Raw genomic sequence first — 14,667 nt, 5'->3', positions numbered from 1 at the left:
GCCGCCGATCGCGGGTATGATAGAAAACCAAGCCATTGCCGGATAGCCGTTTTGACAGACAGTAACCCCCCATCCACCGCCTTTACTCTGTACGACCTCCACAGCCACACAACCGCCTCCGATGGCTACCTGACGCCGACGCAGCTGGTGCAGCGGGCGGTCGAGATGCGCGTGGGCGTGCTGGCGATCACCGATCACGACACCACCGCAGGCCTGGCCGAGGCCGCCGCCGCCATTGCGGAGCAGGCGTTACCACTGTGGCTGGTCAACGGGGTGGAAATCTCGACGCTGTGGGAAAATCATGAGATCCATATCGTTGGATTGGGCATGGACGTCGCGCACCCGGCGCTGGTGGCGCTGTTGGCGGAACAAACCGAACGGCGCAATCGGCGTGCGCAGGAGATCGGCGTGCGTCTGGGTAAGGCGCGCATTCCCGACGCCTATGCCGGTGCCCAGCGGCTGGCGGGCGACGGCGCGGTGACCCGCGGTCATTTCGCCCGTTATCTGGTGGAGATTGGCGTGGCGGGCAACATGGCGCAGGTGTTCAAGAAATACCTGGCCAAGGGCAAAACCGGCTACGTGCCGCCGCAGTGGTGTACAATAGAACAAGCCATTGATGCGATTCATCAATCGGGCGGCCAGGCGGTGATGGCGCATCCCGGCCGTTACGATCTGACCGCGAAGTGGTTGAAACGTTTGCTGGCGCATTTCGCCGAACACGGCGGCGACGCCATGGAAGTGGCGCAGTGTCAGCAGGCGCCGCATGAGCGCTCGCAATTGGCGAAATACGCCCAGGACTACCGCCTGTTGGCCTCGCAAGGCTCTGATTTTCATCAGCCTTGTTCGTGGATCGAACTGGGCCGCAAACTGTGGCTGCCGGGCGGCGTCGAGCCGGTGTGGCGCGATTGGCCGCAGCCTGGCGAGGCGGTCTGATTTTACGCGCGTGGCAACGCGCGCGGGCATCATTTTAGGAGCAAGTCATGAGTCAGCTTTTTTATATTCACCCGGACAACCCGCAGCCGCGTTTGATTAACCAGGCGGTCGAGGTGTTGCGCAAGGGCGGGGTGATCGTTTATCCCACCGATTCCGGCTATGCGCTGGGTTGCATGCTGGAAGAGAAGGCGGCGATGGAGCGCATTTGCCGCATCCGTCAGCTGGACGGCAACCACAACTTTACCCTGATGTGCCGCGATTTGTCCGAGTTGTCGACCTATGCGCACGTAGATAATACGGCGTTTCGCCTGATTAAAAACAATACGCCGGGTAACTACACCTTCATTCTGAAAGCGACCAAGGAAGTGCCGCGCCGCCTGATGAATGAAAAGCGTAAAACCATCGGCCTGCGCGTGCCGTCGAACCCGATCGCGCTGGCGCTGCTGGAGGCGCTGAACGAACCGATGATGTCCACCACCCTGATGCTGCCGGGCAATGATTTTGCCGAATCGGATCCGGAAGAGATCAGCGATCACCTGGGCAAGGTGGTCGATCTGGTGATCCACGGCGGTTTCCTCGGTCAACAGCCGACTACGGTTATCGATCTGACCGAATCCTCGCCGGAAGTGGTGCGTGAAGGGGCGGGCGACGCGGCGCCTTTCCGCTGATGTAAACCGTCGCCGACTTGCCCATTGTCTGAAAATCGGCTGAAGCGACGCTATTTCGGGTGAAAGCAGCTATTCTTGCTACTTCAGAATTGATAATGGGCAGGATGCGCACCAATGATTAAACGGGTTTCTTTTTTAGCGGCCTTATTATTTTCCTCGATGGCAAATGCGGGTTTTTATTCGGGCAGTTCCTTGCTGGCGGAATCCGGCGGTTACGTAAAAAATAAAAACGGTGAGGCCACCGTTGCCGAAGCGCTTAACGGCGGCATGTTTATGGGATACGTCGCCGGCGTATTCGATACTTATTCGATGCAGGGCAACCGCAATATTTGCCCGGAAGCCGGGATGAGTATCGGCACGGCCGCCGATGCGGTGATGCGCTATTTGAACGAGCATCCCGAGCAGTTGCATTACTCTGCGCCTTCGGTGATCATGCTGGCGTTAAGCGCCGCCTATCCCTGCGTGCGCCATTAAATTTGCATTCCATTTAGTGCGCATTTTTTCATAAGGTGCGCTCTCATACTTTCCGCACGAACTTCAATAGATCAATCTCCGCGGCGCTGTCACCTTAGCATCGTCGGCATCCCCCGAACGGGTCGGGGAGAGACGCGCAGGAGGTTATATGACCACATTTCACAGCGCCAACATCGCTCTCGATTATCAGGATATCGGCTCAGGGCCGCTCACGCTGGTGCTGCTGCCCGGCTGGTGCGAGCCGAAAACCGTGTTCGATCCCTTCATCGCCCTGGCGGCAGAACGTTATCGGGTGATCAGCATCGACTGGCGCGGCCACGGCCTGTCGTCAAAAACGGCGGAGATGTCGCTCGCGGCGGACGATTTGCTGGAAGATGTGCGTCAGCTACTGACGGCGCTGCGTTTGGACAACGTGGTGACTCTGTCGGTGGCGCACGCCAGCTGGCTGGCGGTGGCGTTGGCCGAAGCGTTGCCGCAGCGGGTGCGGGGCATGGTGTTTCTCGATTGGATCATGACGCAGCCGGAACCGGCGTTCTTTACGGCGGTGAGCCGCATGCAGCAGCCGCAGCAGTGGCTGGCGGCGCGCGACGCCTTGTTCGCCTTCTGGCAGGGCGGCATCCGCCACGAACGGGTCAAACGCCATCTGGAGGTCGAGATGGCACAAGAAGATTACCGGCTCTGGCGTGCCGCCGGCGTGGCCATCGAACAGGCCTACCGGCAATTCGGCTCGCCGCTGCAACGTCTGGCGGGAATGAGCGCGCCGCCGCCGTGTCGCCACATCTACTCGCTGGATCGCCGCGACGACTATCTGCGGCGCCAGCAGGCATTTGCCGCCGAGCAGCCGTTTTTCTCCGTGGTGCGTTTGGGGGAGGCTCGCACTCACCTCGGCATTCTGGAACGGCCCGACGCGGTGCTGTGGGCGGTGGAGGATTTTTTGGCGCCGTAAACGCCGCCCGAGGGAGGTCGCCGCCGATAAAGTGGGTTTCAACACCTTAGAAAGCCTGTATAATGCGCGGTTCGATCCTGATAAATGTATTGTTACCGTTGTGGCGGTTGGCCGCGACGGTTATCCCCCCGACGCCTGTGAAGGCGACATTAGAGGTTGCTCAATGAGCGAAAAGTTACAGAAAGTTTTAGCGCGCGCCGGGCATGGCTCGCGTCGTGAAATCGAAACCATGATTGAAGCCGGGCGCGTCAGCGTCGACGGCAAGGTCGCCAAGCTGGGCGATCGCGTTGAAGTGACGCCGGCGATGAAAATTCGCCTGGACGGTCATGTCCTGTCGATCAAAGAGTCTGAAGACGTGGTCTGCCGGGTGCTGGCCTACTACAAACCGGAAGGCGAGCTGTGTACCCGCAGCGATCCTGAAGGCCGCCCGACGGTGTTCGATCGTCTGCCTAAGCTGCGCGGTTCGCGCTGGGTGGCGGTAGGGCGCCTGGACGTCAACACCTCCGGTCTGCTGCTGTTCACCACCGATGGCGAACTGGCCAACCGTCTGATGCACCCGAGCCGTGAAGTGGAGCGCGAGTACGCGGTACGCGTGTTCGGCCAGGTCGACGATGCGAAAGTGAAGCAGCTGAGCAAGGGTGTGCAGTTGGAAGACGGCCCGGCCGCCTTCCGCACCATCAGCTTCCAGGGCGGTGAAGGCCTCAACCAGTGGTACAATGTGACCCTGACCGAAGGCCGCAACCGTGAAGTGCGTCGCCTGTGGGAAGCGGTGGGCGTGCAGGTGAGCCGCCTGATCCGCGTGCGTTATGGCGACATCGATCTGCCGAAAGGCCTGCCGCGCGGCGGCTGGGCCGAGCTGGATCTGCCGGCGATCAACTACCTGCGCGAGCTGGTGGAATTGAAGCCGGAAACGGTCAGCAAGATGCCGGTGGAGCGTGAGCGCCGCCGCGTGAAGGCCAACCAGATCCGCCGCGCGGTCAAGCGCCATTCGCAGGTGGCCGGCAGCGGCCGCCGCAGTGCGCCAGGCAGCAAGCCGGGTAAACCGGGCAAGCCGAGCAAACGCGGCTAATCTCTCATTCTGGCCCCGTTCGGGGCCAGAACTTTTGTTACCAATCGATCCCCTGTTGCGCCTTCACGCCCGCATCAAACGCGTGCTTCACCGGCCGCATCTCCGTGACCGTATCCGCCAGTTCCAGCAGATCGCGATGGCAACCGCGCCCGGTCAGGATCACCGTTTGGTGCGCAGGGCGCTCCAGCAACGCGGCCTTCAGCTCTTCCAGTTCCAGATAGCCGTAGGTCAGCATGTAGGTCACTTCGTCCAGCAGCACCAGATCCAGGCTGCTGTCGGCCAGCATGCGTTTGCCGTGTTGCCACACCGCCTGGCAGGCGGCGGTATCGCCGGCTTTGTTCTGCGTCTCCCAGGTGAAGCCGGTGGCCATCACCTGAAATTCAACGCCGTGTTGCTGCAGCAGATTCTTTTCGCCATTGGGCCATTCGCCCTTGATGAACTGGATCACCCCGGCGCGCATGCCGTGGCCGACCGCCCGGGTGACGGTGCCGAAGGCGGCGGTGGTCTTACCCTTGCCGTTGCCGGTAAACACCAGCAGCAGGCCGCGCGTGTCCTGCGCCGCCGCGATGCGCGCATCGACCTGTTCTTTCAGGCGCTGCTGGCGCTGTTGATGACGATCTTCCGCCATGAAAACGCTCCTTATTCGGCCGCGCCGGGTTTACGGTTCGGCTGGGCGTCGAAGCTCATGCCGGTTTTGCGGCGGCTGTCTTCGCCCATCAGATACAGATACAGCGGCATGATATCGGCCGGGGTTTTCAGCTTGTTCTTGTCTTCGTGTGGGAAGGCAGATGCGCGCATTTTGGTGCGGGTGCCGCCCGGATTGATGCAGTTCACCCGCAGATTGCGGTTTTTATACTCGTCGGCCAACACCTGCATCATGCCCTCGGTGGCGAACTTCGACACCGCATAGGCGCCCCAGTCTGCGCGGCCGGTGCGCCCGACGCTGGAACTGGTGAACACCAGCGAACCCGCGTGGGATTTCAGCAGCAGCGGCAGCAGCGCCTGAGTCAGCATAAAGGTGGCGTTGACGTTAACCTGCATCACCTCTTGCCACATGGTCATCGACAGGTCGGCCATCGGCGCGATGTCGCCGAGCAGGCCGGCGTTGTGCAGCACGCCGTCAAGGCGGGGGATCTGGCGCGCCAGATCGTCGGCTATCTGCCGGCATTGCTCCGGCGTGGCGTGCAGCAAGTCCAGCGTCACCACCAACGCCGGGGCGCCGCCCTGGGCCGCGATCTCTTGTTGTACCGCCAGCAGCTTGCTCTCGGTGCGCCCCAGCAGCACCAGCCGGGCACCGAAGCGCGCGTAGGTCAGCGCCGCTTCGCGGCCGATGCCGTCGCCGGCGCCGGTGACCAGAATGATACGTTGTTCGAGCAGATCTTGTTTGGGTTGGTAATGCACGATAAATCCTCGCCTGGGTGGCCGTTCTCCCGCAGATATCGGGGAGCAAGAGTGAAACGCGCGGCCGGGGCGGGAGCGAAGGCTCGACCGTCTGCGGGCCGCGCAGCGAATGCGTCTCATCATATTGATGAATAATGGGTGTTATATGCCTTAATCCGCCGGCATTTTCAATGCGTAGCAGGCTGAAATGGCATTCTTTTGTAACAAAAGCGCGGCGGCGACGGCTTGGTTCGGCCGCAAATCGTCCCCATAGTGATGCTCCGTGCGCAATGAATTTTCATTTAGCCGCGACAGCAGCCGCTGCGGTTGGCTAAAATGGGAAGAATCATACTAACAACCTGTAAATAAAGGCGGAATCTGTGGAGTTTATATCTGTTTATGGCCTGTTTCTGGCCAAGGTTGCCACGGTGGTGCTCGCCATCGCCGCGTTGGCCATCCTGGCTGTCAGTTTGGGGCAACGCAAGAGCCGCCAGAAAGGGGAGCTGCAGTTGACCGATCTCGGTGAACAGTATCGCGAGATGCAGCGTGACATGCGCCTGGCGCGCATGGATGCCGCCGAGCAAAAGGTTTGGCTGAAACAGTTCAAGAAACAGACCAAGGCCGACGATAAGCTGAAAAAGCAGCGCGCCAAGTCCGGCGCGGTCGAGGTGGCCAAGCCGTGTCTGTATGTGCTGGATTTCAAGGGCAGCATGGACGCGCACGAGGTGACCTCGCTGCGCGAAGAGATCTCGGCGGTGTTGGCGGTGGCGTCGGCGCAGGATGAAGTCCTGCTGCGGCTGGAAAGCCCTGGCGGAGTGGTGCACGGCTACGGCTTGGCGGCCTCGCAGCTGGAGCGCCTGCGTAAAGGCGGCATTCGCCTGACGGTGGCGGTGGATAAAGTGGCGGCCAGCGGCGGCTACATGATGGCCTGCGTCGCGGATCGCATCGTGGCGGCGCCGTTCGCCATCATCGGCTCGATCGGCGTGGTGGCGCAGATCCCGAACTTCCACCGCCTGCTGAAGAAGAACGACATCGACGTGGAGTTGCACACCGCCGGGCAGTTCAAGCGCACGCTGACGCTGTTCGGTGAAAACACCGAACAGGGGCGCGAGAAGTTCCGCGAAGATCTGAACGAAACCCACGAGCTGTTCAAACGCTTCGTGCATGAGCAGCGCCCGTCGCTCGACATCGACAGCGTCGCCACCGGTGAGCACTGGTTCGGTTCACAGGCGAAAGAGAAGGGCCTGATTGACGCTATCGGCACCAGCGATGACTTGCTGATCGCCGAGCTGGATAACCACGAAGTGATCGCCGTGCGCTATTCGCGCCGCAAACGCCTGATGGATCGCTTTACCGGCAGCGCGGCGGAAAGCGTCGATCGCTTGCTGTTGCGCTGGTGGCAGCGTGGGGAAAAGCCGCTGCTGTAACGGCGGCGATAGCGTGAATCAGCGGGGGCCGGGCGCCCCCGTTTTCTTTTCTCAATCGACCAGGTGGTATTTTTCCGAAAGCAGATGGGCCAAATGTTTAAACATATTAAATACCGCGGTGGTTTTGGCGGTGGGCAATCCGTCGGCATCCAAAAAGTATTCGCCGCGGAAAACTAAAACGCCGTTTTTTTGTTCAACGTCGGTGGCGATCATGCCGTGCAGATAATCTTCGTGTTGGCGGATGATGTTATTTGCTTCCGCCAGCAGGGCCTCGCGGCCGATAGGGGCAGTATTTGTGCGCATTTATTAGACTCCAAACTAAAAGCTCTGCGCATATTCTAACGCCGGTTCGCTTTTATCCGCAAACCGACTAAGGTTTATTTGCCGTCTGGATGGCCATGCGCGGCCGCCGGTTGGCGAAATCGGTCTTTCCGTGCTAATTAGGTTGCGTGACGCTTTTTATCAGGTACAGTGTGGGATTTTGCGGCGTCGGGTGGAAGGTTTTGTTTACGCCATGAATAAAACTCACACAGCCATACTTCTGGGGCATGGGTGAATAGCAGGCAGGATCAACAACTTGCGTTCAGGTTGAGCGGTTGGGCAACCAAAAGAAAAAAATCTGTTGATCTCTTGCCAGACTGCCGCAATATAAAAAAAGAGACACGAATTGCCGCGGCACGGCGAGATAAAAGACTTCTTTTTAGAAGAAATAAATTAGGTAAAGGTAAATATGGGTAAAGCTCTCGTAATAGTTGAGTCCCCGGCAAAAGCCAAAACTATTAATAAATATTTAGGAAGTGACTACGTGGTGAAGTCCAGCGTCGGTCATATCCGTGATTTGCCGACCAGTGGCTCAGCCAGCAAAAAGAGCGCTGACTCAACCGAAGACAAAGCCAAGAAAAAAGTTAAAAAAGATGAGAAGGCGGCGCTGGTAAATCGCATGGGCGTCGACCCTTACCACGGCTGGAAAGCGCATTATGAAATCCTGCCGGGTAAAGAAAAAGTGGTCGCCGAGTTAAAATCGCTGGCGGAAAACGCCGACCACATTTATCTCGCAACCGACCTTGACCGCGAAGGGGAAGCCATCGCCTGGCACCTGCGGGAAGTGATCGGTGGGGATGACAAACGCTTTAGCCGCGTGGTGTTTAACGAAATCACCAAAAACGCGATCCAGCAGGCGTTCAAACAGCCGGGCGAGCTGAACATTGACCGCGTCAACGCGCAGCAGGCGCGCCGGTTCATGGACCGCGTGGTGGGCTATATGGTCTCGCCGCTGCTGTGGAAGAAAATCGCCCGCGGCCTGTCCGCCGGCCGCGTGCAGTCGGTGGCGGTGCGCCTGGTGGTTGAGCGCGAGCGCGACATCAAGGCCTTCGTGCCGGAAGAGTACTGGGAGCTGCATGCCGATCTGCTGGCGAAGGGTGAAACCGCGCTGCAGATGGAAGTGACCCACGCGCACGACAAGCCGTTCAAACCGGTCAACCGCGAGCAGACTCACGCCGCGGTCAAGCTGTTGGAAAAAGCCCGCTACACGGTGCTCGATCGCGAAGACAAACCGACCAGCAGCAAACCGGGCGCGCCTTTCATTACCTCCACGCTGCAACAGGCCGCCAGTACCCGCCTGAGCTTCGGCGTGAAAAAAACCATGATGATGGCGCAACGGCTGTATGAAGCCGGCCACATCACCTATATGCGTACCGATTCCACCAACCTGAGCCAGGATGCGCTCAACATGGTGCGTGGTTACATCGGCGACAACTTCGGCGACAAATACCTGCCGAAGGCGCCGAATCAGTACAGCAGCAAAGAGAATTCGCAGGAAGCGCACGAAGCGATCCGTCCTTCGGACGTGAACGTGCACGCCGAGCAGTTGAAGGACATGGAAGCGGACGCGCAGAAGCTGTATCAGCTGATCTGGCGCCAGTTCGTTGCCTGCCAGATGACGCCGGCGCAATACGATTCCACCACACTGACGGTGAAAGCCGGCGATTATCAGCTGCGCGCCAAGGGCCGTACGCTGCGCTTTGATGGCTGGACCAAGGTCATGCCGGCGCTGCGCAAGGGCGATGAAGATCGCACCCTGCCATACGTCGAAATCGGCAGCGAACTGGATCTGCAGAAACTGATCCCAAGCCAGCACTTCACCAAGCCGCCGGCGCGCTACAGCGAAGCCTCGCTGGTGAAAGAGCTGGAAAAACGCGGCATCGGCCGCCCGTCCACCTACGCCTCCATCATTTCGACCATTCAGGATCGCGGTTATGTGCGGGTGGAAAGCCGCCGCTTTTATGCTGAGAAAATGGGCGAGATCGTCACCGATCGCCTGGAAGAAAACTTCCGCGAGCTGATGAACTATGACTTCACCGCGCGCATGGAAGATGGCCTCGATGAGGTCGCCAACAACCAGGCCGAGTGGAAAGCGGTGCTGGACGAGTTCTTCGTCGACTTCAGCGAACAGCTGGAAACGGCGGAGAAGGATCCGGAAGAAGGCGGCATGCGGCCTAACCAGATGGTGATGACCAGCATCGACTGCCCGACCTGCGGCCGCAAGATGGGCATCCGTACTGCCAGCACCGGCGTGTTCCTCGGCTGTTCCGGCTACGCGCTGCCGCCGAAGGAGCGCTGCAAAACCACCATCAACCTGGTGCCGGAAGCGGAAGTGCTCAACATCCTCGAAGGCGACGAGGCGGAAACCAACGCGCTGCGCGCCCGCCGCCGCTGCAAAAAATGCGGTACGGCGATGGACAGCTATCTGATCGACAACCAGCGCAAGCTGCACGTCTGCGGTAACAACCCGGCGTGCGACGGTTACGAGATCGAAGAGGGCGAATTCCGTCTGAAAGGCTACGACGGCCCGGTGGTGGAGTGCGACAAGTGCGGCTCGGAAATGCACCTGAAAATGGGGCGTTTCGGCAAGTACATGGGCTGCACCAACGAGAACTGCAAAAACACCCGCAAGATCCTGCGTAACGGCGACGTCGCGCCGCCGAAGGAAGATCCGGTGCCGTTGCCGGAGCTGCCGTGCGAGAAGTCCGACGCCTATTTCGTGCTGCGTGACGGCGCTGCCGGTGTATTCCTGGCGGCCAACACCTTCCCTAAATCGCGCGAGACCCGCGCGCCGCTGGTGGAAGAGCTGGCTCGCTTCAAGGATCGCCTGCCGGAGAAGCTGCGCTATCTGGCCGATGCGCCGGTGGCGGACGCCGAAGGCAATAAAACGCTGGTGCGTTTCAGTCGCAAAACCAAACAGCAGTACGTCTCTTCTGAAAAAGACGGCAAGGCGACCGGTTGGTCCGCGTTCTACGTGGACGGCAAGTGGGTCGAAGGCAAGAAGTAAGGCCAATGTCCCGCCCGCAAGATGAAAAACCAGCCCTGGCGGCTGGTTTTTTATTGGTGAAAAGGGGGAAACGGATCTATCCTTTGCTGTTTTTACCCCTCTGTCACCGCCGTTTCACGTTGATACCAATGCAAAATAATCGTTATCATAGTGTGACGCGGATCTATACTTGAAGCTGCAACGTGGTATAGTGGTTATATAAAAAGTTTTTTTATTATTAAAGCTTATTAACAACGGCGTTTTCTTCACCATCAGGGTAAAACACGGTGTTTATGGCTTGTGAGTTTCAGCATACCGGGGCGACACCGATATACCTGGCTGCGGGTAAGCCGCAGTGTTTAACCTAGGATGGTATAAGATATGAAATTGCAGCAGCTTCGTTACATTGTGGAAGTGGTTAACCACAACCTGAATGTCTCCTCGACGGCAGAAGGGCTCTATACCTCGCAACCCGGCATCAGTAAGCAGGTGCGCATGCTTGAAGATGAGCTGGGCATCCAGATCTTCGCCCGCAGCGGCAAACACCTGACCCAGGTCACCCCGGCCGGCCAGGAAATCATTCGCATCGCGCGTGAAGTGCTGTCCAAGGTGGATGCCATCAAAGCCGTCGCCGGTGAACATACTTACCCGGACAAAGGCTCGCTGTACGTCGCCACCACGCATACCCAGGCTCGCTACGCCTTGCCCAACGTCATCAAGGGCTTTATCGAGCGTTACCCGCGTGTCTCGCTGCACATGCACCAGGGCTCGCCGACGCAGATCGCCGAAGCGGTCTCCAAAGGCACCGCCGATTTCGCCATCGCCACCGAAGCGCTGCACCTGTACGACGATCTCATCATGCTGCCGTGCTACCACTGGAACCGCGCGGTGGTGGTGAAGCCCGATCATCCTTTGGCGGGCAAAAGCAGCATCAGCATTGAAGAGCTGGCGGCTTACCCGATCGTCACTTACACCTTCGGCTTTACCGGGCGTTCGGAGCTGGATACCGCTTTCAACCGCGCCGGCCTGACGCCGCGCATCGTCTTTACCGCCACCGACGCCGACGTGATCAAAACCTATGTGCGTCTGGGATTGGGGGTGGGGGTGATCGCCAGCATGGCGGTGGATCCGGTGCAGGATCCGGATCTGGTGACGGTGGATGCAAGTGATATCTTCACCTACAGCACCACTAAAATCGGCTTCCGCCGCAGCACCTTCCTGCGCAGCTACATGTACGACTTCATTCAGCGATTCGCGCCGCACCTGACGCGTGACGTGGTCGACAGCGCGGTGGCGCTACGTTCCAACGAAGAGATCGAGGCGATGTTCAAGGACATCAAGCTGCCGATTAAGTAATCGTTGACGATATCAAATCAAACCCGGAGAGGCGCCTGCCAAACCGGGTTTTTTTAGCCCGGAAATCCGCACCTTGCTTGTTGATCATCCTGAAAAGTCGCCGTCCTCCAGGAACACTCTCTATCAGGCATCTGACTTTCATATCCTTCGGGATGTGCTGCTAAGGCGTAGCTAACCCCCGCTAAAGCCGCGAGGTCTTCCTCGCCAAAGCGCCGCCTCGTTGCAGCGTTTTCGTTGGCGCACCGCCTAACCCCTTGGCGGCGTTCGGACTTCCTTTGCGCTGATTGTTCCCGCCTATCGTTGTGATCAAATCGTGTTGTTATCAAAACGTTAACTTATCTTTGTGGTATCTTTAAACAAGACCTCAGTGATTACCCTGTTTTATCACAATAAGAAATGGAGGAGCTATGTCGTCCGATCTTCGTGAAACAAGTATGGATAAGCTGGTTGCGCTGAATAGCGAATATTACTATTACAGTCTGCCGCTGGCGGCGAAGCAGCTGGGTGATATCGACCGGTTGCCGAAATCAATGAAAGTGCTGTTGGAGAACCTGCTGCGCCATGTGGATGGCGATACCGTGCAGGTTGACGACCTCAAGGCCATCGTCGCCTGGCTGCAAACCGGCCATGCCGACCGTGAGATAGCCTACCGCCCGGCGCGCGTGCTGATGCAGGATTTTACCGGCGTTCCGGCGGTGGTGGATCTGGCCGCGATGCGCGAAGCGGTGCGGCGGTTGGGGGGCAACGTCGATCAGGTGAACCCGCTGTCGCCGGTGGATCTGGTGATTGACCACTCGGTCACCGTCGATGAATTTGGCGATGACAACGCCTTTGAAGACAACGTGCGTATCGAAATGCAGCGCAACCACGAGCGCTACACCTTCCTGCGCTGGGGGCAGAAAGCCTTCAACCGCTTCCGCGTGGTGCCGCCGGGCACCGGCATCTGTCACCAGGTCAACCTCGAATACCTCGGCCAAACGGTCTGGCACAGCGACGAAAGCGGCCGCCGCGTGGCTTATCCCGATACGCTGGTGGGCACCGACTCCCACACCACCATGATCAACGGCCTCGGCATCCTCGGCTGGGGCGTCGGCGGCATCGAAGCGGAAGCGGCGATGCTGGGCCAGCCGGTGTCGATGTTGATCCCCGACGTGGTCGGCTTCAAGCTGACCGGCAAGCTCCGCGAGGGCATTACCGCCACTGACCTGGTGCTGACCGTCACCCAAATGCTGCGCAAGCACGGCGTTGTCGGCAAGTTCGTCGAGTTTTACGGCGATGGCCTGGCCGATCTGCCGCTGGCGGACCGGGCAACCATCGCCAACATGTCGCCGGAATTTGGCGCCACCTGCGGCTTCTTCCCGGTGGATGACGTTACGCTCGGCTATATGAAGCTCAGCGGCCGCAGCGCAGAACAAATCGCGCTGGTGGAAGCTTACGCCAAGGCGCAGGGCATGTGGCGCAACCCCGGTGATGAACCGGTCTTCACCAGCTCGCTGGCGCTGGACATGTCGACGGTGGAAGCCAGCCTCGCCGGGCCGAAACGCCCGCAGGATCGCGTTGCGCTGCCAAATGTGCCGCAGGCGTTCAAGGCCGCCACCGAGCTGGATATCGGCGGTCAAAAGGCCAAAGCCGACAGCAAAACCTTTACGCTGGACGGGCAGCAGCACGAACTGCGCGACGGCGCGGTGGTGATCGCGGCGATCACCTCCTGCACCAACACCTCCAACCCGAGCGTGATGATGGCGGCCGGCCTGCTGGCGAAAAATGCCGTCAAGAAAGGGCTGCGCAGCAAGCCCTGGGTAAAAACCTCGCTGGCGCCGGGTTCCAAAGTGGTGACCGACTACTTCGATAGCGCCAAACTTACCGCCTATCTGGAAGAGCTGGGGTTCAATCTGGTGGGCTATGGCTGTACCACCTGCATCGGTAACTCCGGCCCGCTGCCGGATCCGATCGAGCAGGCGATAAAAGAGGGCGATCTGACCGTGGGCGCGGTGCTGTCGGGCAACCGCAACTTCGAAGGGCGCATCCACCCGCTGGTGAAAACCAACTGGCTGGCCTCACCGCCGCTGGTGGTGGCTTATGCGCTGGCGGGCAGCATGAAGATTGACCTGACCAAAGAGCCGCTGGGCGAGGGCAACGACGGTCAACCGGTCTATTTGAAGGACATCTGGCCGAGCAGCCAGGACATCGCTCAGGCGGTGGAAGAAGTGCGCACCGAGATGTTCCACAAGGAATATGGCGAAGTGTTCGACGGCGACGCTAACTGGCAGGCGATCCAGGTGACCGGCTCGGCGACCTATCAGTGGCAGGAGGATTCTACTTATATCCGCCATCCGCCGTTCTTCAGCACCATGAAGGTGACGCCGGATCCGGTGCAGGACATCAAAGACGCGCGCATTCTGGCGATTCTGGCCGACTCGGTGACCACCGACCACATCTCGCCGGCGGGTAACATCAAGCGCGACAGCCCGGCGGGGCGTTACCTGAGCGAGCACGGCGTGGCGCCGCAGGATTTCAACTCTTACGGCTCGCGCCGCGGCAACCACGAAGTGATGATGCGCGGCACCTTCGCCAATATCCGCATTCGCAACGAAATGGTGCCGGGTGTGGAAGGGGGCTATACCCGCCATATCCCGTCGCAGCAGCAGCTGTCTATCTACGACGCCGCCATGCAGTATCAGCAGGAAAAGGTGCCGCTGGCGGTGATCGCCGGTAAAGAATACGGTTCCGGATCCAGCCGCGACTGGGCGGCGAAGGGGCCGCGCCTGCTGGGCGTGCGGGTGGTGATCGCCGAATCCTTCGAGCGCATTCACCGCTCCAACCTGATCGGCATGGGGATTTTGCCGCTGGAGTTCCCGCAAGGGGTGACGCGCAAAACCCTGGGGCTGACCGGGGATGAGCAGATCAGCGTCGGCGGCCTGCAGCAGCTGCAGCCGGGCCAGACGGTGCCGGTGCACATCACCTATGCCGACGGGCGCAAGGAAGTGATCGACACCCGTTGCCGCATCGATACCGGCAATGAGCTGACCTACTACGAAAACGACGGCATCCTGCATTATGTGATCAGGAAAATGCTGTAATTAAGCAATAAAAAGGGCGCCGCAAGG

General features: G+C 59.5%; 12 protein-coding genes. 9 read left to right on the top strand and 3 right to left on the bottom strand.

Annotated elements, in window-relative coordinates; genetic code table 11:
• Positions 1 to 51 precede the first annotated feature (51 nt).
• From rnm to rluB, 5 genes are all read left to right on the top strand, one after another.
• Positions 52 to 933: an RNase RNM gene (rnm, locus tag SSARUM_RS12950; protein WP_033647575.1), complete on the top strand. Its 882-nt coding sequence runs from the start codon at positions 52 to 54 to the stop codon at positions 931 to 933.
• A 47-nt stretch (positions 934 to 980) separates the two neighbouring features.
• Positions 981 to 1,601 (top strand): L-threonylcarbamoyladenylate synthase, encoded by a 621-nt coding sequence (locus SSARUM_RS12945; protein ID WP_033643268.1) that lies wholly within the window; start codon positions 981 to 983, stop codon positions 1,599 to 1,601.
• 114 nt (positions 1,602 to 1,715) lie between these two features.
• Positions 1,716 to 2,075, top strand: coding sequence for a Rap1a/Tai family immunity protein (locus tag SSARUM_RS12940; protein ID WP_033634755.1), 360 nt, complete (start codon positions 1,716 to 1,718; stop codon positions 2,073 to 2,075).
• A gap of 148 nt (positions 2,076 to 2,223) precedes the next feature.
• Positions 2,224 to 3,021 carry an alpha/beta fold hydrolase gene (locus SSARUM_RS12935; protein ID WP_033634754.1) on the top strand — a complete coding sequence of 266 codons (798 nt, stop codon included), beginning with the start codon at positions 2,224 to 2,226 and terminating at the stop codon, positions 3,019 to 3,021.
• 163 nt (positions 3,022 to 3,184) lie between these two features.
• Positions 3,185 to 4,090 carry a 23S rRNA pseudouridine(2605) synthase RluB gene (rluB, locus tag SSARUM_RS12930; protein ID WP_033647574.1) on the top strand — a complete coding sequence of 302 codons (906 nt, stop codon included), beginning with the start codon at positions 3,185 to 3,187 and terminating at the stop codon, positions 4,088 to 4,090.
• Positions 4,091 to 4,127: 37 nt separating this feature from the next.
• On the opposite strand, the gene cobO is transcribed toward rluB, so the two are convergent.
• Both cobO and SSARUM_RS12920 read right to left on the bottom strand, forming a co-directional pair.
• Complete coding sequence (gene cobO / locus SSARUM_RS12925) at positions 4,128 to 4,718, bottom strand: cob(I)yrinic acid a,c-diamide adenosyltransferase (RefSeq protein WP_033647573.1); 591 nt, start codon at positions 4,716 to 4,718, stop codon at positions 4,128 to 4,130.
• Between the two features lie 11 nt (positions 4,719 to 4,729).
• Complete coding sequence (locus tag SSARUM_RS12920; protein WP_033634751.1) at positions 4,730 to 5,491, bottom strand: YciK family oxidoreductase; 762 nt, start codon at positions 5,489 to 5,491, stop codon at positions 4,730 to 4,732.
• A gap of 359 nt (positions 5,492 to 5,850) precedes the next feature.
• Here SSARUM_RS12920 and sohB point away from each other — a divergent pair, with 359 nt between their 5' ends.
• Positions 5,851 to 6,897, top strand: a complete 1,047-nt coding sequence (gene sohB / locus SSARUM_RS12915; RefSeq protein ID WP_033634750.1) for a protease SohB — start codon at positions 5,851 to 5,853, stop codon at positions 6,895 to 6,897.
• A gap of 51 nt (positions 6,898 to 6,948) precedes the next feature.
• Here the strand turns inward: sohB and SSARUM_RS12910 are convergent, their stop codons facing one another.
• Positions 6,949 to 7,200: a YciN family protein gene (locus tag SSARUM_RS12910; protein ID WP_033634749.1), complete on the bottom strand. Its 252-nt coding sequence runs from the start codon at positions 7,198 to 7,200 to the stop codon at positions 6,949 to 6,951.
• 427 nt (positions 7,201 to 7,627) lie between these two features.
• Here SSARUM_RS12910 and topA point away from each other — a divergent pair, with 427 nt between their 5' ends.
• From topA to acnA, 3 genes are all read left to right on the top strand, one after another.
• A complete protein-coding gene (gene topA / locus SSARUM_RS12905) occupies positions 7,628 to 10,225 on the top strand; it encodes a type I DNA topoisomerase (RefSeq protein ID WP_039565854.1) in 2,598 nt (865 codons plus the stop codon).
• Positions 10,226 to 10,585: 360 nt separating this feature from the next.
• Positions 10,586 to 11,560 carry an HTH-type transcriptional regulator CysB gene (gene cysB, locus SSARUM_RS12900; RefSeq protein WP_033634747.1) on the top strand — a complete coding sequence of 325 codons (975 nt, stop codon included), beginning with the start codon at positions 10,586 to 10,588 and terminating at the stop codon, positions 11,558 to 11,560.
• A gap of 407 nt (positions 11,561 to 11,967) precedes the next feature.
• A complete protein-coding gene (gene acnA, locus SSARUM_RS12895; RefSeq protein WP_033634746.1) occupies positions 11,968 to 14,640 on the top strand; it encodes an aconitate hydratase AcnA in 2,673 nt (890 codons plus the stop codon).
• Positions 14,641 to 14,667: the final 27 nt, after the last annotated feature.

Source organism: Serratia sarumanii (assembly GCF_029962605.1).
GTDB lineage: Bacteria > Pseudomonadota > Gammaproteobacteria > Enterobacterales > Enterobacteriaceae > Serratia > Serratia sarumanii.
The sequence above is the reverse complement of the archived record's forward strand: the minus strand, read 5'-3'. Positions and strand labels throughout refer to the sequence as shown.

Coding starts and splice junctions, on each gene's coding strand:
- SSARUM_RS12945 (WP_033643268.1), top strand. CDS start 981: ATGAGTCAGCTTTTTTATATTCACCCGGACAACCCGCAGCCGCGTTTG.
- SSARUM_RS12940 (WP_033634755.1), top strand. CDS start 1,716: ATGATTAAACGGGTTTCTTTTTTAGCGGCCTTATTATTTTCCTCGATG.
- SSARUM_RS12935 (WP_033634754.1), top strand. CDS start 2,224: ATGACCACATTTCACAGCGCCAACATCGCTCTCGATTATCAGGATATC.
- rluB (WP_033647574.1), top strand. CDS start 3,185: ATGAGCGAAAAGTTACAGAAAGTTTTAGCGCGCGCCGGGCATGGCTCG.
- cobO (WP_033647573.1), bottom strand. CDS start 4,718: ATGGCGGAAGATCGTCATCAACAGCGCCAGCAGCGCCTGAAAGAACAG.
- SSARUM_RS12910 (WP_033634749.1), bottom strand. CDS start 7,200: ATGCGCACAAATACTGCCCCTATCGGCCGCGAGGCCCTGCTGGCGGAA.
- topA (WP_039565854.1), top strand. CDS start 7,628: ATGGGTAAAGCTCTCGTAATAGTTGAGTCCCCGGCAAAAGCCAAAACT.
- cysB (WP_033634747.1), top strand. CDS start 10,586: ATGAAATTGCAGCAGCTTCGTTACATTGTGGAAGTGGTTAACCACAAC.
- acnA (WP_033634746.1), top strand. CDS start 11,968: ATGTCGTCCGATCTTCGTGAAACAAGTATGGATAAGCTGGTTGCGCTG.